The 19,692-nt window shown below is 60.9% G+C and carries 15 protein-coding genes; 5 read left to right on the plus strand and 10 right to left on the minus strand.

Annotation, left to right across the window (positions count from 1 at the left end; all coding sequences use genetic code 11):
• Position 1 precedes the first annotated feature (1 nt).
• Positions 2-1,393, minus strand: a complete 1,392-nt coding sequence (locus tag ACST81_RS02370; RefSeq protein ID WP_438751202.1) for an MFS transporter — start codon at positions 1,391-1,393, stop codon at positions 2-4.
• A 39-nt stretch (positions 1,394-1,432) separates the two neighbouring features.
• Complete coding sequence (locus ACST81_RS02375) at positions 1,433-6,220, minus strand: NAD-glutamate dehydrogenase (protein ID WP_438751203.1); 4,788 nt, start codon at positions 6,218-6,220, stop codon at positions 1,433-1,435.
• Between the two features lie 283 nt (positions 6,221-6,503).
• On the opposite strand from ACST81_RS02375, the gene pdxY reads away from it, so the two are divergent.
• Both pdxY and ACST81_RS02385 read left to right on the plus strand, forming a co-directional pair.
• Positions 6,504-7,379: a pyridoxal kinase PdxY gene (pdxY, locus tag ACST81_RS02380; protein ID WP_438751204.1), complete on the plus strand. Its 876-nt coding sequence runs from the start codon at positions 6,504-6,506 to the stop codon at positions 7,377-7,379.
• 192 nt (positions 7,380-7,571) lie between these two features.
• Entirely contained in the window at positions 7,572-8,213 is a 642-nt protein-coding gene (locus ACST81_RS02385; RefSeq protein ID WP_438751205.1) for a carbonic anhydrase, read from the plus strand.
• Positions 8,214-8,589: 376 nt separating this feature from the next.
• On the opposite strand, the gene ACST81_RS02390 is transcribed toward ACST81_RS02385, so the two are convergent.
• Positions 8,590-9,411 carry a lytic murein transglycosylase gene (locus ACST81_RS02390; protein ID WP_438751206.1) on the minus strand — a complete coding sequence of 274 codons (822 nt, stop codon included), beginning with the start codon at positions 9,409-9,411 and terminating at the stop codon, positions 8,590-8,592.
• A gap of 220 nt (positions 9,412-9,631) precedes the next feature.
• Positions 9,632-10,666, minus strand: a complete 1,035-nt coding sequence (locus ACST81_RS02395; RefSeq protein WP_438751207.1) for an aspartate-semialdehyde dehydrogenase — start codon at positions 10,664-10,666, stop codon at positions 9,632-9,634.
• A gap of 498 nt (positions 10,667-11,164) precedes the next feature.
• Here ACST81_RS02395 and ACST81_RS02400 point away from each other — a divergent pair, with 498 nt between their 5' ends.
• Positions 11,165-13,051 (plus strand): MFS transporter, encoded by a 1,887-nt coding sequence (locus tag ACST81_RS02400; RefSeq protein WP_438751208.1) that lies wholly within the window; start codon positions 11,165-11,167, stop codon positions 13,049-13,051.
• Positions 13,052-13,126: 75 nt separating this feature from the next.
• On the opposite strand, the gene ACST81_RS02405 is transcribed toward ACST81_RS02400, so the two are convergent.
• Entirely contained in the window at positions 13,127-13,825 is a 699-nt protein-coding gene (locus ACST81_RS02405) for a phosphatase PAP2 family protein (RefSeq protein ID WP_438751209.1), read from the minus strand.
• A 331-nt stretch (positions 13,826-14,156) separates the two neighbouring features.
• A complete protein-coding gene (leuB, locus tag ACST81_RS02410) occupies positions 14,157-15,269 on the minus strand; it encodes a 3-isopropylmalate dehydrogenase (RefSeq protein ID WP_438751210.1) in 1,113 nt (370 codons plus the stop codon).
• A gap of 238 nt (positions 15,270-15,507) precedes the next feature.
• Between leuB and ACST81_RS02415 the strand changes: the two genes are divergently transcribed.
• A complete protein-coding gene (locus ACST81_RS02415; RefSeq protein WP_438751211.1) occupies positions 15,508-15,684 on the plus strand; it encodes a hypothetical protein in 177 nt (58 codons plus the stop codon).
• Positions 15,685-16,130: 446 nt separating this feature from the next.
• On the opposite strand, the gene ACST81_RS02420 is transcribed toward ACST81_RS02415, so the two are convergent.
• Positions 16,131-16,961, minus strand: a complete 831-nt coding sequence (locus ACST81_RS02420) for an alpha/beta fold hydrolase (RefSeq protein ID WP_438751212.1) — start codon at positions 16,959-16,961, stop codon at positions 16,131-16,133.
• Between the two features lie 114 nt (positions 16,962-17,075).
• On the minus strand, positions 17,076-17,534 hold the full coding sequence (locus ACST81_RS02425; RefSeq protein ID WP_438751213.1) for a DoxX family protein: 459 nt from the start codon (positions 17,532-17,534) through the stop codon (positions 17,076-17,078).
• Between the two features lie 685 nt (positions 17,535-18,219).
• On the opposite strand from ACST81_RS02425, the gene ACST81_RS02430 reads away from it, so the two are divergent.
• On the plus strand, positions 18,220-18,600 hold the full coding sequence (locus ACST81_RS02430; protein ID WP_438751215.1) for a hypothetical protein: 381 nt from the start codon (positions 18,220-18,222) through the stop codon (positions 18,598-18,600).
• Positions 18,601-18,607: 7 nt separating this feature from the next.
• On the opposite strand, the gene ACST81_RS02435 is transcribed toward ACST81_RS02430, so the two are convergent.
• On the minus strand, positions 18,608-18,994 hold the full coding sequence (locus ACST81_RS02435) for a RidA family protein (protein WP_438751216.1): 387 nt from the start codon (positions 18,992-18,994) through the stop codon (positions 18,608-18,610).
• Between the two features lie 6 nt (positions 18,995-19,000).
• On the minus strand, positions 19,001-19,606 hold the full coding sequence (gene leuD, locus ACST81_RS02440; protein WP_438751217.1) for a 3-isopropylmalate dehydratase small subunit: 606 nt from the start codon (positions 19,604-19,606) through the stop codon (positions 19,001-19,003).
• Between the last annotated feature and the right edge of the window lie 86 nt (positions 19,607-19,692).

Consider the following 19,692-nt stretch of genomic DNA (forward strand, 5'->3'; position numbering starts at 1 on the left):
CTTACACCGGTCTGTTCGCCGGATAAGGAGTCTTGAGCAGAATCACCAGGCCCACGCCGAGAAAGATTACCAGCGTCATCATCCCCGCGTGCGCCGATCCGGTGATCAGGGTCACGGTGGAGACCGAGGCGGGTGCGAGGAAGCTCGTCGCCCGACCGGACAGGGCGTAAAGCCCGAAATAGCGGCCGGCTTCTTCTGGCGTAACGCTGCGGGCGAGATAGGAGCGCGCCGAGGCCTGTACCGGGCCGAAAGCGAGGCCGATCAGCAGACCGTAGAGAATATAAGCTTTTTCCGCTGCCGTTGCGAACAGTCCGCCGCCGTCGTCCTTGGACAGTTGCAGCAAGCCGAACAGCGTATAGCCGGGGCCGGTCGAGACGATGCCGATCGTGGCGATCGTCAGGCAGATGAGGCTGGCGGTGACGATGACCTTGGAGCCGAGTTTCGCGTCCAGGCGGGCGGCATAGAGGCAGCCGCCAATCGCCACGACATTCAGAATGATGCCGTAAACGCCCAATTCCAATGTTTGCCAGGCGAACATGCCGGCGGCGAAGGTTCCGCCCAGCGCCAGAAGCCCGTTGACGCCATCCTGAAAGATCATCCGGGCGACGAGAAACCGCAGGATGCCGGGGCGATGTTTCAATTCGCCGATTGTGTGGCGAAGCTCGGCCATGCCGTTGCGGACGGCGGTCGAGGCCGGTATCCGGGATCGCGGCGCATCCGGCGTGAACAGAAACATCGGCAGGATGAAGACGAAATACCAGAGCGCCGAGATCGGCCCCGTGACGCGCGCATCGGCCCCGCTTGCAGCATCGATCCCGAACAGAGGATCAAGCCCCAGAATTGTTTTGCCGGATTCCGGATTGCCTGCCAGGAACAGAACGACAGCGATCAGCACGATCATGCCGCCGAGATAACCGAGCCCCCAGGCGAGATTGGAGATGCGCCCGGCCTCCTTCTCGCTCACCAACCGCGGCATCATCGAGTCGTTGAAGACGATCGAGAACTCTGCGGCGATCGCAGCGAGGATGATGAGAAGGAAGGGATAGATCAGCGGCGATCCCGGCGTGGCAAACCAGAGAAACGCCAGCGATACGATCTTGATGACAGCGAAAAAGACGATCCAGGGTTTTCGTGCGCCTGTCTGGTCGGCGATCGAGCCGAGCACCGGCGACAGGATGGCAATAATGATGCCGGATATGGTGATCGTATAGCCCCACATCGCCTGCCCATAGACGGGATCGTCCGTGAGCCGGGAAACGAAATAGGGGCCGAAAATGAAGGTGATGATGACCGTGAAGAACGGCTGGGCCGCCCAGTCGAACAGCATCCAGCCGGCGATGCCGGCGCGCGATACGTTTGGCTCGTCGCCGGCCCCTGCCGTGGTGTTGTTCACCCGATTCTCCGCTGCCACCTCATCCCGACGCCGACAGTGTCACCTCGTCCGGTTCTGTGCAAGATCGCTGAGCAGGCCGGCTGCAACGGTAATCTTCGCCAGCGTCGTTTCCCCCTTTTCGGTCAGTTGCGTCAGCTGATCGGTGACACGGGAGATGCGGATCCGGTCGCCATCCTGCCACGCACCGACGGGATTGCGCTCGTCCTTCTTGTCGTTCAGTACAGCAATGGTGATGTCCTTGCGCGCAGTCGCGATGTCGTTGATGCTGCGCGACAGAGCCATCGCCTCATATTGTTCGGTGGCCGAAACGCGCTCCGCCGCCGCCAGCAGCCTGGCGATCCGCAGGTTCTGCGTCACGCCGAAATAGCTCTGCGCCGTGCGGGCAAGCGTCACGCCGGTATCGGCGGAAATCTGGATGATTTCCGGCATGAAGGTCATGACCGCGAGCGAGGCAATCTCATCGGCAAGGGCGGCAGGCACGCCACGTTCGGCGAAATAGGCAGCCCGCTGGCGCACTTCCGCCGTGGCATCTTCCGGAATGGCGCTTTTCAGCGTCGATTTCAGCTTCTGCAGGGCGTCCCGCAGTTCCTGGATCGCTTCGCCGAGCGGCGCCTGCATCGCCCTGGTCCTGAGCGTGCGTTCGGTAACGATCGCGAAGATATGCGCCACTTCGAGGTAGAGTTCGTTCTGGACCACGCCACTGATGACATTGTCGAGCGCGTCGATCTCGCCGTTGATGCGTCTCAGGTCGTAGCCATCGCGGGTCAGGATGGCGGCCTTCACCACATTGGCGGGCATGAAGCCGGTCTGGTCGATCAGCGTGCTGACGAAGGGCGGCCCGCCGCGGTTGATGACGTCATTGGCGAGAACCGTCGCGATGATCTCGCGGCGCAGACGGTGCTCGTTGATGTCATTGGCATGCGCCTTGTGCATCTTGGCGGGGAAATAATCCCTGAGCGTCGCCACGAGGTAGGGATCATCAGGCAGTTCGCTGGCGATGATCTCGTCGAACAGCACGATCTTGGCATAGGAGAGCAGCACACCAATTTCCGGCCGCGTCAGCGCCTTGCCGCTCTGGTAGCGTTCGGACAGGGCCTGATCGTTCGGCAGTACCTCCACCTTGCGGTTGAGATGTCCGTCCGCTTCCAGCCGGGTCATGAGCCGGGCAAGGCCTGTCCGGTTGCCGGCGCCCAGCATTTCCGTGAGCGAGATCGACAGCGACTGCTCGTAGTTGTTGCGCAGCACCAGTGCCGCCACCTCGTCGGTCATCGAGGCCAGAAGCGTGTTGCGCTTGGCCCGTGTCAGGCGGTTGTCGCGCATGGCCGAGGCAAGCGCGATCTTGATGTTGACCTCCAAGTCAGAGGAATTGACGCCGGCGGAATTGTCGATGGCGTCGGAATTGCAGCGTCCGCCCTTGAGGCCGAAGCCGATGCGGCCGCGCTGGGTGACGCCGAGATTGGCACCCTCGCCGATCACCTTGGCACCGACTTCGTCCGCGGTGATGCGGATCGGATCATTGGCGCGGTCGCCGACATCGGCATCCGTTTCACTCGCGCCGCGCACATAGGTGCCGATACCGCCGAACCAGAGCAGGTCGACCGGGCTTTTCAGAATGGCCGTCATGATTTCGAATGGTGTCGCCTGGCTCTTGTCTATGCCGATCGCCGCCATCGCCTGCGGTGTCAGCGTCACGGATTTTTCCGTGCGCGGAATGATCATGCCGCCCTTCGACAACAGGGATTTGTCGTAATCCTGCCAGCTGGAGCGCGGCAGGTTGAACATGCGCTTGCGCTCGGCGAAGGATTTTTCGATATCCGGGTCAGGATCGATGAAGATGTCGCGGTGATCGAAGGCCGCCAGCAACCGGATCTTCTCCGAGAGCAGCATGCCGTTGCCGAACACGTCGCCCGACATGTCGCCGACACCGGCGACAGTGAAGGGCGTCGCCTGGATGTCGATATCCATCTCGCGGAAATGCCGCTTGACGGTTTCCCAGGCACCCCGCGCGGTGATGCCCATCTTCTTGTGGTCGTAACCGGCCGAACCGCCAGAGGCAAAGGCGTCATCGAGCCAGAAGCCGGCTTCCTGTGCGAGCCCGTTGGCGGTGTCGGAGAAGGTCGCCGTGCCCTTGTCGGCGGCAACGACGAAATAGGGATCGTCGCCATCGAGCCGCAGTGTGTTTGCCGGCGGCACGACATCCTGCCCGACGATATTGTCGGTAATGGAAAGCATCGTGCGGATATAGGTCTTGTAGGCCTCGGTGCCGGCCTTGAAAATCTCGTCGCGCGTGCCGCCCGCTGGCAATTGCTTCGGATAGAAGCCACCCTTGGCGCCAACCGGCACGATGACGGCGTTCTTGACCTGCTGTGCCTTGACGAGGCCGAGCACTTCCGTGCGGTAATCCTGGGCGCGGTCCGACCAGCGCAATCCGCCGCGCGCCACCTTGCCGAAGCGCAGGTGCACACCCTCGACCTCGGTGCCGTAGACGAAGATTTCGCGGAAGGGTCGCGGTTCCGGCAGGCCGTCGAGAACCTTCGGATCGAGCTTGAAGGCCAGCATTGCCTTCGGATGTCCATCGGCGTCGCGCTGGAAATAGTTGGTACGCAGCGTCGCCTCGACGGCGTTGACATAGCGGCGCAGGATCTGGTCCTCGTCGAGGCTCGGAACGGCGTTCAGCGCGCCCTCGATGGCCGCCTTCAGCACCGCCATGCGCTTGCCCTTCGGCTTGTCATCCATCGCCGGGTCCATGCGGGTGACGAACAGCCGGAAAATATCGCCGGCGATGGCCGGATATTTGTTCAGCGTATCGGCGAGATAGCCCTGCGAATAGGTGATGCCGGTCTGGCGCAGGTAGCGCGCATAGGCGCGCAACACCGTGACCTCGCGTGCGGTCAATCCGGACAGCAGGATCAGCCGGTTGAAGCTGTCATCCTCGATCAGGCCGTTCCAGGCGGCGAGATACGCCTCTTCCAGCATCGGCCCGGTCTTGTCGAGGTTCAGCACATGGCCGTCGCGGTGGATCAGTTCCATGTCGTGTAGCACGACCAGCCGCTCGCCACCTTTGGTGCTCGAAACGCTGATGTCATGCGTCTGCTCGCTGATGACGCGAAAACCGAGATTTTCGAGCAGTGGAACGCGGTGCGAAAGTGACACTGGCTCACCGGCATGGAAAATCTTCAGCTCCAGCGATTCCGGACCCTTGCCACGCTTCTGGTAGAAGGCGATGCGGATCGGGTCATCCGGCGAGCAGGCGGCGATATCCGCGAGATCGGCATGGGCTTCAGCCGGCGTGAACGCCGCCTGGTAGGCCTCGTTGACGGAAATCGTCACGCCATCGTGGCGGGCGAGCAGGTTGAACCGGTCGATCCAGCGGGTGACGATGTCGCGCACTGCATTTTCGAGCTTGGCCTGCGGCACGCGCGGCGTCTTGCCGCCGGAGCGGCCGATGATGAAATGCACGCGCGCCAGGCCGCCTTCCGGGAAAGCCGGGTAATAGGCCGAGACCCGGCCGTCATAGACTGTTTTCAGGTACAGGCCGATCTTTTCGCGGACATCGGAATCATATTGCTCGCGCGGCACATAGACGATGACGGAAACGAAACGATCGAAATGGTCGATGCGCGGCAGGACGCGGATGCGCGGGCGGTCGGCCAATTCGTTGATCTGCTCGCAAAAGGTCGCAAGCAGTCCGACATCGATCTGGAACAGATCGTCGCGCGGATAGGATTCGAGCGTGTTGGCCAGCATCTTGCCGGAATGGCTCTGCGGGTCATAGCCGAAATGGTCGACGATCTTCTCGATCTTGTGCCGCAGCAGCGGAATTTCGGCAGCCTGTCGAGTGTAGGCGGTCGAGGTGAACAGGCCGACGATGCGCAACTCGCCCGTCACATTGCCGTCCGCGTCGAAGCGCTTGACGCCGATATAATCCATATAGGCGCGGCGATGGACGACCGATTTCACATTGGCCTTGGTGACGATCAGGAAATCCGGGCCGTTGAGGAAAGCGAGGATTTCCGGCGTGGTCAGCACCGCGTCCTTGCCCTGGCGCAACACGCGCACATCGGGATTGGAGAGGATACCGAGCCCCCCGCCCTCGCCGCGTTCGACCGTCGCATTCTCACCCCTGCCGGAATAGGTGTATTCGCGCATGCCGAGGAAAGTGAAATTGTTGGCGCGCAGCCAGCGCAGGAAGGCCAGTGCCTCGTCACGGTCGCCCTTTTTCTTGGCCGGTGCGTGATTTTCCAGCTCGCCCATCGCCTGATCGAGCAGCACCGTCATCTGTTTCCAGTCACCGACGGCCTGATGCACCTGCGACAGGACATTTTCGATCCGTTCCTTCAGGTCTCGGGCTTCCGCATCCGTCAGCTTCGACAGGTGGATCTGGATATGGCTGAAGCGGGTCTCCGGATCGCTCTTCTCTTCCGGCACGAAGACCTTAGCCGGCTTGCCCGGCGCGAGCACCAGAATGGGGTGAACGGCCAGATGAATGTCGCGGTGCGTGCTGGTCACCTCACCCATGACCGAGTCATAGAGAAACGGCATGTTGCGGTCGGTAACCGACAGGATCGAGACCTCGGTTCCGTTCGGCGTGACGCCGTTGACGGTCTCGACGGAGACCACGGGGCCGCCGGTTTCACCGCGGCTGACGTCCTTCAGCGCATGGGCCGCGGTCAGCGCCAGCATGTCCGGCGTATACGCGTCGAGATCGTCATGGCTGGCGCGGCGGAACAGGATTTCCGGCGACAGCATCTTCAATCCGAGCGCCTTGCCGGCCTCACCGACGACACCGAAATGCCGGTCCTTCTTCGGGTTGTATTTGGTGCCCATGACAGTCTCTCCCCGCAATCACCATTTCGCCGAACCTAACAGAAGAATGGTCGTTGGCGATTGTTTTTGTAGCCGTTTTTGCTCCGGATGGATCAAATTCGGAATGGAATCATGAAAATTTCGACGAAAACAGACCGATTTTCGGATTAAATCGGTTGTATTGCGTCCATTCGATCCTGCTTATCCACCGCTGATTTTTCCCCCGTCGTGTTTTTACAGGTGCTGTTGACAGCGGCATGACTGTCGGGCGATCAGATGATGTCGAAACAACGGAATTCCTGAAATGTCCGAGACCCCCTCCGGTGCCGTCATCGTCATTTCCAGCCATGTGATTCGCGGCTCCGTCGGCAACCGGGCGGCGGTTTTCGCGCTCGAGACTCTCGGTTATCCGGTCTGGGCCGTCCCCACCGTCATTCTTCCCTGGCATCCCGGCCACGGCCCCTCCACGCGGGTGACGATCGGCGCGGAGGAATTCGATAGGTTGATCGACGACCTGATCCGCGCGCCCTGGATCGGCGAGGTCCGCGCCGTTCTCTCCGGTTATCTCGGCGGTTCCTATCAAGCGGAAGGCGTTGCCCGGCTGGTGGAAGCACTAAGGCAAAAAAATCCCGATCTGTTCTATGCCTGCGATCCGGTCATGGGCGATATCGGCGGCCTCTATGTGCCGGAGACGACGGCGATTGCCATGCGCGACAGGCTGCTGCCGCTGGCTTCGCTCGCCACGCCCAATCGGTTCGAACTATCCTGGCTCTGCGGCGCGGCGCTGGAAACCAACGCCGTCATCCTCGAGGCTGCCCTGTCGCTCGGGCCTGCCCGCATGCTCGTCACCTCGGCGATCCCGATGATGCAGGGCAGCACCGGCAATCTCTATCTGTCGGGAAACTCCGCGCTGCTCGCCGAGCACCGGCTGATCGACAATCCGCCAAACGGCACGGGCGATCTGCTTGCCGCCCTGTTCGTCGCGCGGCTCTTGGAAGGCATGAACGAGGAGCGCGCCCTGCAGCTTTCGACAGCCAGCGTCTTCGAGGTTATCGCCCGTACACGAAAACGCGGCGAGGATGAGCTAACGCTGGAACGTGACGCGGCCAGCCTGTCGACGCCGATGGCCATGGTGCAGATGCGCCGGCTGATGCATCCGGGGCAGAAGCGCCGGTCTTAATGGCGCCTCGGGCAGGTTCCGCTTGCCACTTACCGTCTTGGCGAATAAACCGGATCGATCCTGAAGGGCGAAGAAATCTTGCGGGCATCACCGGTTATTTGCATGTGTGCGGCGCACAAGGTTGTGTCGTTGAAGCCGCAGGCATGCGATGTACATCGTAACTGTCTTATATAGTCGGAGTGATAGAGCACCATGCAGCGTTTTCCGAAGCAATTGCTGAACGGCTACAACAATTTCATGAGCGGCCGCTATAATGAGCAGCAGCAGCGTTACAAGGCCTTGGCCGAAACCGGACAGCAGCCCAAAGCCCTCGTCATTGCCTGTTGTGACAGCCGCGCCGCACCGGAAACCATCTTCGACAGCGGGCCAGGTGAACTGTTCGTCGTCCGCAACGTCGCGAACCTGATGCCGCCCTATGAGCCGGATGGTCATTATCACTCCACCTCGGCTGCCCTCGAATTCGCGGTTCAGGTGCTGAAGGTCAGCGATATCGTCGTGATGGGCCACGGCCGCTGCGGCGGCATCAAGGCAGCGCTCGATGTCAACGCCGAGCCTCTGTCTCCGGGCGATTTCATTGGTCGCTGGATGCATCTTCTGAAGCCTGCCGCCGAACAGATCCAGAGCAATGAGGTCATGACTGCGGGTGAACGCCAGCGGGCGCTCGAACGCGTCTCCATCCGCAATTCGCTCGCCAATCTGCGCACCTTCCCCTGCGTCCAGATCCTCGAGCAGCGCGGCAAGCTGCAATTGCACGGCGCCTGGTTCGATATTTCCACAGGTGAACTCTGGGTCATGGACGCCAAGACCGGCGACTTCGGTCGGCCTGGCATGTGATTTTGGGCTGGCTGCTCGAGGGGAATGGGTGGCTGACCATGGGCTCGGAACCACTCATAGCCCCCGGGAGGTGGCTTTGTTCTCTGTCACCTCCTCCAAACTCCGTCATCCTCGGGCTTGACCCGAGGACCTGCTGGTGTCGCACCTTGCTCGCAGTGAACGCTTTTCCAACCCTCATCACCGTTTTTCGCCGCGCCCGCTGATGGATCCTCGGGTCAAGCCCGAGGAGGACGGAGTATGAGGTGGCGCCTTCGCACCCACCAGTCGTGTCCTTCACGCGAGGCGCGACCGGCAGCACGCATCAACGCTCCCCAAAACAAAAAATCCGCAGCCCGGTCTCCCGAACTGCGGATGATCTCATCCCAACGAAGTTGCCTCAGCCGCCGTCGATTTCCTGGCCGATGATGGCGATTGCCTGCTGGTAGACGCTGGCGGCGTTCCAGCCCTGAATGGCGCCGAAATTGCCCGAACCCGGCTGATAGCCGCCGCCGGCGCTCCAGCCGTGGCCGCGCAGGAAGTTGGCGGTGGAGTTAAGCGCGTCGGCTTTCGAGCGGACCATATCGACATGGCCATTGCCGTCACCATCGACGCCGTATTTCAGGACGTTGGCCGGCAGGAACTGCGTCTGGCCGATTTCACCGTGCGCTGCGCCGCGCGCATCTGGGCTGAGGTCGCCGCGCTGCACGAGGGTCAGCGCCGCATAGAGCTGGTTGGTGAAAAAGTCCGAACGGCGGCAGTCGAAGGCGAGTGTCGCGACGGCGGACATCGTGTGTTCTTTGCCGAGGAAGCCGCCGAAGCCGGTTTCCATGCCCCAGATGGCCAGAAGCGGGCCTGGCGGAACGCCGTAGCGGCTTTCGATCGACTTGAAGAGGGCGGCGTTCTGCGCCTTCATCTTCTTGCCGCGTGAAATGATCGCCTGGCCGCCGCGCTTCTGCATGAACTGGTTCAGTGACAGCTTGAAACTTTTCTGTCCACGGTCGGCGCGGATGGTTGCTTTGTTGTAGTTGACGTTGGCGAAGGCCTTGTTGAGCACGGCGGGGCTGATGCCGCGGCCAGCCGCTTCAGCCTTGAAGTCCTGCACCCAGGCATCGAAGCCTGCCGAGGTGTTGCTGCATTGCGCGGCTGTTGCCACCGTTGGCAGGATCGCTGCCGCAATCATTGCCGTAAAACCCGCCAGTACGCACGTCAGCTTGTGCATGGAAAACCCCGTAATCGCCCGAATCTAAAATTGTGTCCGCAAAATGCCAGTCTTTGCGGGTTCTGTCACGATGATCTAACTGCAGGAAGAGGATGTGTTTCACGTGAATCCTCTCAAAATGAAGCTTAAATCGTCGCAGACCGGCTTTCAGAAAGAAGCCCCGCAAATCCTGTGACGGATCATGCGGGGCTTTTATTGGTTAAAACTTTATAATTCCTGATCAGGCAGCCTTTTTCTTCGCCTTGATCAGACCGCGATTGACGAGCAACTCGGCGATCTGGATGGCGTTGAGGGCGGCGCCCTTGCGCAGGTTGTCGGAAACGACCCAGATGTTCAGGCCATTCTCGACCGTCGCGTCTTCACGAATACGTGAAATGTAGGTCGCGTCTTCGCCGGCCGATTCGTACGGCGTGATGTAGCCGCCGTTTTCATGCTTGTCGATGACGAGGCAACCCGGGGCTTCGCGCAGGATGTCGCGGGCCTGGTCGGCGGTGATCTCGTTTTCGAATTCGATGTTGACCGATTCCGAATGGCCGATGAAGACGGGAACGCGTACGGCGGTGCAGGTCACCTTGATCTTCGGATCGAGCATCTTCTTGGTCTCGGCCAAGACCTTCCATTCTTCCTTCGTGTAGCCGTCTTCCATGAACGAATCGATATGCGGGATGACGTTGAAGGCGATGCGCTTGGTGAACTTCTTCGATTCGATCGGATCGGCGACGAAAACGGCGCGGGTCTGGTTGAACAGTTCGTCCATACCGTCCTTGCCGGCGCCGGAAACCGACTGGTAGGTTGAAACCACGACGCGCTTGATCTTGGCGAAGTCATGCAGGGGCTTCAGCGCGACGACCAGCTGGGCGGTCGAGCAATTCGGGTTGGCGATGATGTTGCGCTTGGTGAACTGTTCCACGGCGTCGGGGTTCACTTCCGGTACAACCAACGGAACGTCGGCATCGTAACGCCAGGCGGACGAGTTGTCGATGACGACGCAGCCCTGCGCGCCGATCTTCGGCGACCACTTCAGCGACACGGCGCCGCCCGCCGACATCAGGCAAATGTCGGTATCGGAGAAATCGTAGTTCTCGAGGTTCTTCACCTTCAGCGTCTTGTCGCCGAAGGAGACTTCCGTGCCCTGGCTGCGGGCAGACGCCAGCGCCACGACTTCGTCAACCGGGAAGCCACGCTCGGAAAGAATATTCAGCATTTCGCGGCCGACATTTCCGGTCGCGCCTGCTACGGCAATCTTGAAACCCATTGTCTTGCTCTCTTTCTGTCTCTCCGCGGGGCTGGGATGAGAAGCTGGTCGGCCAAGATGCCAAGCTTCAGGTCCCCGGCCGTGCCGGGGAGAGAGCGGTGGCCAGAGACGTCAGACGGTTTTCGTCGTCGTTTTGGCCGTTGTTTTGGAAAAAATCGGGAAAGAGCGAATCCGCCCGGCAGAGAATGCCGGGGCGATCAGTGCAGCGATGGCAAAACCAAAACGGTGCATGGAGCGGTTCCTTTTCCGCTGTTGCTCATACGCGCTTTTCCCGTGGAGTCAACAGGGAAGCTCGATATCGACACTTGCAGATGCTGGAGCGACCTGCCTGCGCCATGCCGTCGCATTCGACTAAAGTCATAATCCCAAAGCAGCGCTGATATAGGCAACGCTTTTCTGTCATTTTGTTTCCATGGCGCATTCCGCTTCGGAATCAGGGAGGATTCGGAGGCAGAAAGAGGGTGCGCACAAGCCGATTTTGAGTGGAGGACAAACGAAATGGCAAATGTCGCAGCTGTGGGGGCTGTAAAATCCGGCCCCATGACCGCGGAGCAGAAGAAAGTGATCTTCGCTTCTTCTCTCGGCACCGTTTTCGAATGGTACGATTTCTATCTCTACGGTTCGTTGGCGATCTATATCGGCGCGACCTTCTTCAGCCAGTATCCGGAAACAACGCGCAACATCTTCGCGCTGCTGGCCTTCGCGGCAGGCTTCCTTGTTCGTCCGTTCGGCGCGCTGGTGTTCGGTCGTCTCGGCGATCTCGTCGGACGCAAATACACTTTTCTCGTCACCATCGTCATCATGGGTCTGTCGACCTTTCTCGTCGGCATCCTGCCGGGCGCCGCCTCGATCGGTATTGCCGCGCCCATCCTTTTGATCGTGCTGCGTATGTTGCAGGGCCTGGCGCTCGGCGGCGAGTATGGCGGCGCTGCCACCTATGTCGCGGAACATGCGCCACAGGGCAAGCGCGGTTATTTCACCTCGTGGATCCAGACGACGGCAACGCTCGGCCTGTTCCTGTCGCTGGTGGTTATTCTTCTCGTCCAGTTCGCGGTCGGCAAGGATGCCTTCGCCGCCTGGGGCTGGCGCGTGCCGTTCCTGCTTTCCTTCATTCTGCTCGGCGTCTCCGTCTGGATTCGCATGAAGATGAATGAATCGCCGGCCTTCCAGAAGATGAAGGAAGAGGGCAAGGGCTCGAAGGCCCCGCTGACCGAAGCCTTCGGCCAGTGGAGAAATGCCAAGATCGCGCTTCTCGCCTTGTTCGGCGCCGTCGTCGGCCAGGCCGTCGTCTGGTATTCCGGGCAATTCTATGCGCTGTTCTTCCTGCAGAACATTCTCAAGATCGACGGGCAGTCGGTTAATATCATGGTGGCCGCCTCGCTTCTGATCGGCACCGGCTTCTTCGTCTTCTTCGGCTGGCTGTCCGACAAGATCGGCCGCAAGCCGATCATCATGGCCGGTCTGGCGCTCGCCATGCTGACCTACTTCCCGCTGTTCAAGGCGCTGACCTGGGCCGGCAATCCGGCTCTTGCCGAAGCACAGGCAACCGTGCGGGCCACCGTTACCGCCGATCCTGCAGACTGCAAGTTCCAGTTCAACCCGACCGGCACGGCGAAGTTCACGACATCCTGCGATATCGCGACCTCGTTCCTGACCCGCAATTCGGTGCCCTATGACGTCGTTCCCGGTCCAGCCGGTACGCCTGCAACGGTCAAGATCGGCGAAGAAACCGTCAGCGGCTATGATGCGATCGCAGCCGGCGACAAGGCCAAGGCCATGGGCGGCGCTTTCGAAAAGCAGATCAATATCGCCCTGCACGACAGCGGTTATCCGCTCGTTCGCGGCGCGGCAAAGGTTCCGGAAGCCAAATTGGACGGTTTCGTCGCCGCCAATCCTGAACTGGCGCTTGATGCCACGGCTGTCCGTGGCGGCGAAAAGGCAACGATGACCGGCGAACAGCTGGTTGCCGCCAAGCTCCTGACCGCCGAAGAGGCTGCCGGCGTCACCGACATGCCGGTCTATACGATCGACAAGGGCGGTGCCTTTGCCATGGTCGCCGATCCGGCCCGGGTCAACTGGGTCGCCATCATCGCGATCCTGACCGTGCTGGTCATCTATGTGACAATGGTCTACGGCCCCATCGCGGCGCTGCTGGTCGAGCTTTTCCCGACCCGCATCCGCTATACCGGCATGTCCCTGCCCTACCATATCGGCAATGGCTGGTTCGGCGGCCTCTTGCCGGCAACGGCCTTCGCGATGAGCGCGGCAAAGGGCGATATCTACTACGGCCTCTGGTACCCGATCGTTTTCGCAGGTATCACGCTGGTGATCGGCATGCTGTTCCTGCCGGAAACCAAGGACCGCGATATTCACGCGATGGATTGATTCCCCTGTCCTGAGCATCGGATGACGAACCCGGCGCAGCCCCTGCGCCGGGTTCTTTCGTTTGACGGTTTGCGTTCAGAGCGCGCTTGCGTCGATATTGTTCTTCGGCCGTGGCCAACCTTTGTCGTCCAGCCGGAACAGCCAGTTCTTTCGGGCAAACACGAAGGCTGTCATCAGCACCGTCCACACCCCGACCAGCAGCCCCGCCGCCACGTCGCTCGGATAATGCGCGCCGACCACGACGCGGCTGATGCCGATCGAAAGCGCGGCGATCGCAAACACGATGCGCAATCGTGGTGCCAGCATCGAAAATGCCCCGAAGAACGAGCCGACAGCGGCGGAATGGCCCGAGGGGAAACTCTGGAATACCCAGTCGTGACCGGCAAGGAACGAGATGCTGCGCGGCCCGTATTCGGCAAACAGTTCCGGCCGCGCCCGGCCGATCACCAGTTTCGCCAGATGCACGACGGCACTGGCGCTGCCGATCGTCACGAGGAAATAGAGCGCCAGCCGCCAGGCGGTTTTGGTCTTGGAAGACCAGGTGTCAGTGCTCGCCACACGGTTGAGGATATAGGCGGTGATGACCACCGAGCCTGCCCCGTAGATCATCCAGCGAAACGTGCCGAAATCGGTGATCTTTTCATTGAAGCTCACCACTCCGCCCGGCAACCCTTGAGCCCATTGCGAAATCGTCCCGTCGAACGGCAGGAGCGCGGCGACAAGCAGGGCGGTGGCGACGAGAAGCCAGAGGGATGAGGATAAGGGGCGTTTCATGGATTCCGAGGTTCAGGATGGATTGCAGACCAAAGCCGCCTACCCCACTCTCCCGTCATCCCTGTGCCTGTCACAGGGATCCAGCCGCAGCGCGTCCGCGATGCGAAAGGACTTATCTCACGCGACAGACGTCGCGTGGCTGGATTCCTGTCACAGGCACGGAATGACGGTGGGTGATAGGCTGGCCCATGCATACTAGGTGTGGGCCGATCACAGTGATTCAACCCCGCCAAACAAAAACGGCACCCTGCTTTGTCAGCCAGATGCTTCAGTCAAGCCCCTCCCCCTTGTGGGGAGGGGTTGGGGAGGGGTCTTAAAAACCCAGAGAGCCTTAAGCCGAAAGCGCCTTGAACTCCGAAAGGATCGCGTCGCCCATTGCGGTCGTGCCGACCTGGGTGCAGCCCTCGGCCATGATGTCGCCAGTGCGGATGCCCTTGTCGAGCACATTGGCGATCGCCTTTTCCAGCGTGTCGGCTTCCGTCACCAGGTTGAACGAATAGCGCAGGCACATGGCGAAGGAGGCGATCATGGCGATCGGGTTGGCGATGCCCTTGCCGGCAATATCCGGGGCCGAACCGTGCACCGGCTCGTAAAGCGCCTTGCGCTTGCCGGACTTGGCGTCAGGCGCGCCGAGCGAGGCGGACGGCAGCATGCCAAGCGAACCCGTCAGCATGGCGGCAACGTCCGACAGCATGTCGCCGAACAGGTTGTCGGTGACGATGACGTCGAACTGTTTTGGCGCACGAACCAGCTGCATGCCGCCGGCATCGGCCAGCATGTGATCGAGCGCGACGTCGGAATATTTCTCTTTGTGTGTCGCCGTCACCACCTGGTTCCACAAAACGCCGGATTTCATCACGTTGCGCTTTTCCATCGAGCAGACGCGGTTGCCACGCGTGCGGGCAAGCTCGAAGGCGACGCCGGCAATGCGCTCGATCTCGTAGGTGTCATAAACCTGCGTGTCGATGCCGCGCTTCTGGCCGTTGCCGAGGTCGATGATCTCCTTCGGCGAGCCGAAATAGACGCCGCCGGTCAGTTCGCGCACGATCAGGATGTCGAGGCCTTCGACCAGTTCGGCTTTAAGCGAGGATGCATCGGAGAGTGCCGGATAGCAGATCGCCGGGCGCAGGTTGGCAAACAGCTCCATGTCCTTGCGCAGCCGCAGCAGACCCGCTTCCGGGCGGACTTCATAGGCCACATCATCCCATTTCGGGCCGCCGACGGCGCCGAAGAGAACGGCGTCCGCCGCCATCGCCTTTTCCATGTCCGCGTCGGAAATCGCCGCGCCATGCGCGTCATAGGCCGATCCGCCGACCAGGCCCTCGTCGGTCGTGAAACCGCCCGCCATCTCGGCGTTCATATAGGCGATGATTTTGCGGACTTCGGCCATGGCTTCCGGGCCGATGCCGTCGCCGGGCAGGAGGAAAAGATTGCGCACTGTCATGGGGGCATTCCTTTGAAGAAGGGTGGGCTGTTCGATCTTGGCGCGTTCTTAGCGCAACTTCCGTTCAAGGAAAATGCATTTGCGGAAAGAATTGTGCGCGGCTTTTCAGTTCCGGCCAGGGAGCACCCTGTTCCGTCTGGAACAGCGCGCAACGCGGTCTCGTGGGATAGTCGGGTCATGGATGAGGGAGGCTCATTCAACGAAACATTCCCAAACGGGACATCAAGGAGAGACCCACATGCGCAGCTTCATCCTGACCACGGCCGCCGCCATCATCGCCACCGTTTCCTTCGCCGCTCCCTCGCAGGCCGGCTATTACAGTGATGACTGTGAGCCGACCTGCTACATCAAGAAGGTCCGCGCCTACGATTATTACGGCAACCTGGTCATCAAGAAGGTCCGCATCTGCGACTGAGCGAACTGTTTCTGACGTCCTCCACGAAATCCCGGCTGTCCCTGCGGCCGGGATTTTTGCGTGTGGGGGATCAGATGTTCCAGTGCCTCCCATAGTCTTCAATGGTATCCCCGCCCCTCATCCGCCCTGTCGGGCACCTTCTCCCCGCTTGCGGCAGGGCTATCGCATATGGAGTAAAGACCCCCTCTGGCCTGTCGGCCATCTCCCCCACAAGGGGGGAGAGACCCGACCGAACGCCCTGTTTTCAGCCTCGGACGAGGCGGCGGGTTAAGTCCCTCCCCCTTGTGGGGAGGGGTTGGGGAGGGGACTTTCCCATATGCGATAGCCCTGCCGCAAGCGGGGAGAAGGTGCCCGACAGGGCGGATGAGGGGCGGGGATACCATCGTCCCCTCTCCCCGTCAAAAACGGGGAAAGGGCCAGGGTGAGGGGCAAAACCGCGCCCGCCATTACCCCTTGAAAAACGCCAGCATATCCGGGTTCAGAATATCCGAATGCGTCGACAGCATGCCGTGCGGCAGGCCGTCGTAGCTCTTTAGCGTACCGTTCTTCAAAAGCTTCACCGCCAGCACGGCGGAGTCCTCATAAGGAACGATCTGGTCGTCGGTGCCGTGAAGCACCAGGACGGGGACGTCGATCGCCTTCAGGTCCTCGGTGAAATCGGTTTCCGAAAAGGCCTTGATGCATTCGTAATGGGCGTTCGCGCCGCCCATCATGCCCTGGCGCCACCAGTTGTCGATCAGGCCTTGCGAGATTTCGGCGCCGGGGCGGTTGAAGCCGAAGAAGGGGCCGCTCGGCACGTCGATGAAGAACTGGGCGCGGTTGGCGACCAGCGCCTTGCGCAGCCCGTCGAAGACGTCGATCGGCAGGCCGCCGGGGTTGGTGTCGGATTTCACCATCACCGGCGGCACCGCGCCGACGATGACGGCCTTGCCGACGCGGCCGGGTATCGCCCGCGCCACATAGTGAACCACCTCGCCGCCGCCCGTCGAATGACCGACATGGAAAGCATTCTCGAGGTCGAGCGCATCCACCAGTTCCGCCACGTCGGCGGCATAGGTATCCATTTCATGGCCGCCGGATGTCTGGGTCGAGCGTCCATGGCCACGGCGGTCATGGGCGATGACGCGAAAACCCTGCGCCAGAAAATACAGCATCTGCGCGTCCCAGTCGTCGGCGCTCAGCGGCCAGCCGTGATGAAAGACGATCGGCTGCGCGTCGCGCGGACCCCAGTCCTTGTAGAAGATGTCCGTTCCGTCCTTGGTGGTGATCGTGCTCATCCGCGGGTTCCTTTTCAAAAGCGGGGTGAAAGGCGCGTGCAGAATGCCCGTCGTCCATGTCAGCCGCAATACGCAGAAAGTCCACCATCTGGAAAAGTCATACTTATTTGTGGATCAACTCCAGTCCCGCGATCCCCGGCGCCATTTGTGCAGATCGTACCAGGTTACCAGTAGAAAGCCGCCCGCCAGTCCCATATGCTCGAAGAACACGTTCATCGCCGCAAACCGCTCCGCTCCCATGGGCATCTCCCAGAAGCGGAAGGCGATGAAGGTCGCCATGACGGTAAAGGCGCAAAGCGACAGCGAGCCGATCCAGCGGCAAAACCCGCTGATGATCATCGCCGCGGCACTCAGTTGCAGCAGGATCACCACGGCGGCGATCGGTCGGCCCGGCAGCAATCCGTACCCTTCCATTTCCCGCGCGGCGGCGTCGAAATCCATAAGCCGGTTCATGCCGGTGACGATATGCGGCGAACACAGCGCCAGAAGCCCCAGCCAACGGGCGGGATGACTGGTAAAAACCGGCGTACAGACGCCAGCCAGCTTCGCTTCCATCTTCAGCAGCATTGTCATCCCTCGTATCCATCCGATCGTGCTCGGATGCTACAGTGCCCCATCTTGAGGTCCAGATGGTGAGGGTAAGTTTTTTGGGCTTGGAGTGGCCGCTCCTCTTTTCTCCATCGGAAGAAGGTGGCGCATAGCGTCGGATGAGGGGCCGAAGGCTACAACCACATGCCGGGATTACTACCGCGAATTCCACAAAAAATCATCCCCGTCCATCCCCGCCCACAAATCCCATGCCATGATTATCCCGTCCTGCCCCGGATACTCCGCAAGACGTTTGCGGCGAGGCAGGGCTGGCGCTCCACGGAAAGCCTCGGGGGATCCCGAACGTCAGGCGGAACGGAAGGAGAGCCCCCGGAACATGGACTCCCTCCGTCCTTATGGGGTGGGCGTGCCTGTGCGGCACACATGTCGGGACAGGACGGGTGACGTGCCGGAACCGTGTTGCTGAATGCCGGAACCGGAGAAACATGTCGCGAGGTCATCCCGAGGCAGAGGGTCTAAAGTCGGGGTCTGTAGGGAGGAAAGCTCCCGAGAGAACGCCAAACGGGGCGCTGGAAGGCGTCAGTCATATTTCATTCGTTAGAGGCGATTTCCAGTGCCCCGTCCGGATGATGTGAGGTGTCGAAACCACGGCGGATATCGCGCGGGGATGTTTTCCCGTGTCTGGCCGCACACCAACAGCGGAGAGATCATGCCCTATATCAAGCCGCAAGCTTCACCCTTCAAGACGCTCACGTTCCGTATGGCGGCAACCGCATGGCTCCGACATTTTCGCTGCCGGGTGCGCCGCTGCCGCCGCAACTGCCGTTGCATGGGCGTGGAGTTTCTCCACGGCGTGCCGCAATGCGTCCGCGACATGCCCTTCGCCGACGTGGAGGCGATGCTGGATTTTTTTGGGGACACGGCCGAAATGGCAACGCCGGAAGCGGTCGCCGAACATCTGGCGCGGGCAACGACGGAGGAGGAGCGCGAGATGATCGCCTTCCGGCGCCGCTTCTTCCTGTCCTATCAGGATGAACTGGCGAAAGCCGGGCTGGCGGAGCCGCTCGGGCCGCCCTTTGTCGAAAGCTGAGAAAGGTTCAGCCCTTGAAGGCGGTGACTTCGATCTCGATCAGCATTTCCGGACGGATGAGGTCGCAGATCACCATGGTCGCGGCCGGGCGGATGTCGCCGAAGGCTTCGCCCAGAATCGGAAAGACGATGTCGGCAAAGGCGGCATCGGTGACGTAGTAGTGATTGCGCACGACGTCACGCAGCGAAAATCCAGCCTCAGTCAGCGCCGCCTCGATGGTCTTCAGGCAGTTTCTTGTCTGCTCTTCCACCGACTGCGGCATGGTCATCGTGGCATAGTCGTAACCGGTCGTGCCGGACACGAAGCACCAGTCACCCTGCACCAGAGCCCGCGAGTAACCCGCCGTCCTTTCGAACGGCGAGCCGGAAGATATCAGCTTTCGCGGGCTCGGCATCCGGTTTTATGCCCAGGGATGCGAGGCGGCGTTGGCCTTTTCGAACGTGTCGATCGAGGCCACCTTTTCCAGCGTCAGGCCGATATCGTCGAGGCCGTTCAGCATGCAGTGGCGGCGGAAGGCGTCGAGTTCGAACGTGATCTTGCCGCCGTCCGGACCGGTGATTTCCAGGTTTTCCAGGTCGACCGTCAGGATCGCGTTGGCGCCGCGGCCGGCGTCATCCAAAAGCTTTTCCAGGTCTTCCGGGGAAACGACGACCGGCAGGATGCCGTTCTTGAAACAGTTGTTGTAGAAAATGTCGGCAAAGGACGTCGAGATGACGCAGCGGATGCCGAAGTCGAGCAGTGCCCAGGGCGCATGTTCGCGCGAGGAGCCACAGCCGAAATTGTCGCCGGCAACGAGAATCTTGGCGTTCTGATAGGCGGGCTTGTTGAGCACGAAGTCCGGATTGACCGAACCGTCCTCATTGTAGCGCGCTTCGGCAAACAGGCCGGTGCCAAGCCCGGTGCGCTTGATCGTCTTCAGGTAATCCTTCGGAATGATCATGTCCGTGTCGATGTTGACGACGGGGAGCGGCGCGGCAACGCCGGTGAGCTTGACGAACTTGTCCATGAATATGGCCTTCGATTTCAACGGAACGGGAAAATTTCCGCCCAGCGTTTAGAGCAATTTCGCGCCGAAATGAAGGAAAATCTTGC

Source organism: Pararhizobium sp. O133 (genome assembly GCF_051669845.1).
GTDB lineage: Bacteria > Pseudomonadota > Alphaproteobacteria > Rhizobiales > Rhizobiaceae > Pararhizobium.

What these genes read in the sequence shown, in the direction of transcription:
- pdxY (WP_438751204.1), top strand. Translation starts at nt 6,504, where the DNA reads ATGTCCGAGACCCCCTCCGGTGCCGTCATCGTCATTTCCAGCCATGTG.
- leuD (WP_438751217.1), bottom strand. Translation starts at nt 19,606, where the DNA reads ATGGACAAGTTCGTCAAGCTCACCGGCGTTGCCGCGCCGCTCCCCGTC.
- ACST81_RS02405 (WP_438751209.1), bottom strand. Translation starts at nt 13,825, where the DNA reads ATGAAACGCCCCTTATCCTCATCCCTCTGGCTTCTCGTCGCCACCGCC.
- ACST81_RS02400 (WP_438751208.1), top strand. Translation starts at nt 11,165, where the DNA reads ATGGCAAATGTCGCAGCTGTGGGGGCTGTAAAATCCGGCCCCATGACC.
- ACST81_RS02395 (WP_438751207.1), bottom strand. Translation starts at nt 10,666, where the DNA reads ATGGGTTTCAAGATTGCCGTAGCAGGCGCGACCGGAAATGTCGGCCGC.
- ACST81_RS02420 (WP_438751212.1), bottom strand. Translation starts at nt 16,961, where the DNA reads ATGAGCACGATCACCACCAAGGACGGAACGGACATCTTCTACAAGGAC.
- ACST81_RS02385 (WP_438751205.1), top strand. Translation starts at nt 7,572, where the DNA reads ATGCAGCGTTTTCCGAAGCAATTGCTGAACGGCTACAACAATTTCATG.
- leuB (WP_438751210.1), bottom strand. Translation starts at nt 15,269, where the DNA reads ATGACAGTGCGCAATCTTTTCCTCCTGCCCGGCGACGGCATCGGCCCG.
- ACST81_RS02415 (WP_438751211.1), top strand. Translation starts at nt 15,508, where the DNA reads ATGCGCAGCTTCATCCTGACCACGGCCGCCGCCATCATCGCCACCGTT.
- ACST81_RS02435 (WP_438751216.1), bottom strand. Translation starts at nt 18,994, where the DNA reads ATGCCGAGCCCGCGAAAGCTGATATCTTCCGGCTCGCCGTTCGAAAGG.
- ACST81_RS02430 (WP_438751215.1), top strand. Translation starts at nt 18,220, where the DNA reads ATGCCCTATATCAAGCCGCAAGCTTCACCCTTCAAGACGCTCACGTTC.
- ACST81_RS02425 (WP_438751213.1), bottom strand. Translation starts at nt 17,534, where the DNA reads ATGACAATGCTGCTGAAGATGGAAGCGAAGCTGGCTGGCGTCTGTACG.
- ACST81_RS02375 (WP_438751203.1), bottom strand. Translation starts at nt 6,220, where the DNA reads ATGGGCACCAAATACAACCCGAAGAAGGACCGGCATTTCGGTGTCGTC.
- ACST81_RS02390 (WP_438751206.1), bottom strand. Translation starts at nt 9,411, where the DNA reads ATGCACAAGCTGACGTGCGTACTGGCGGGTTTTACGGCAATGATTGCG.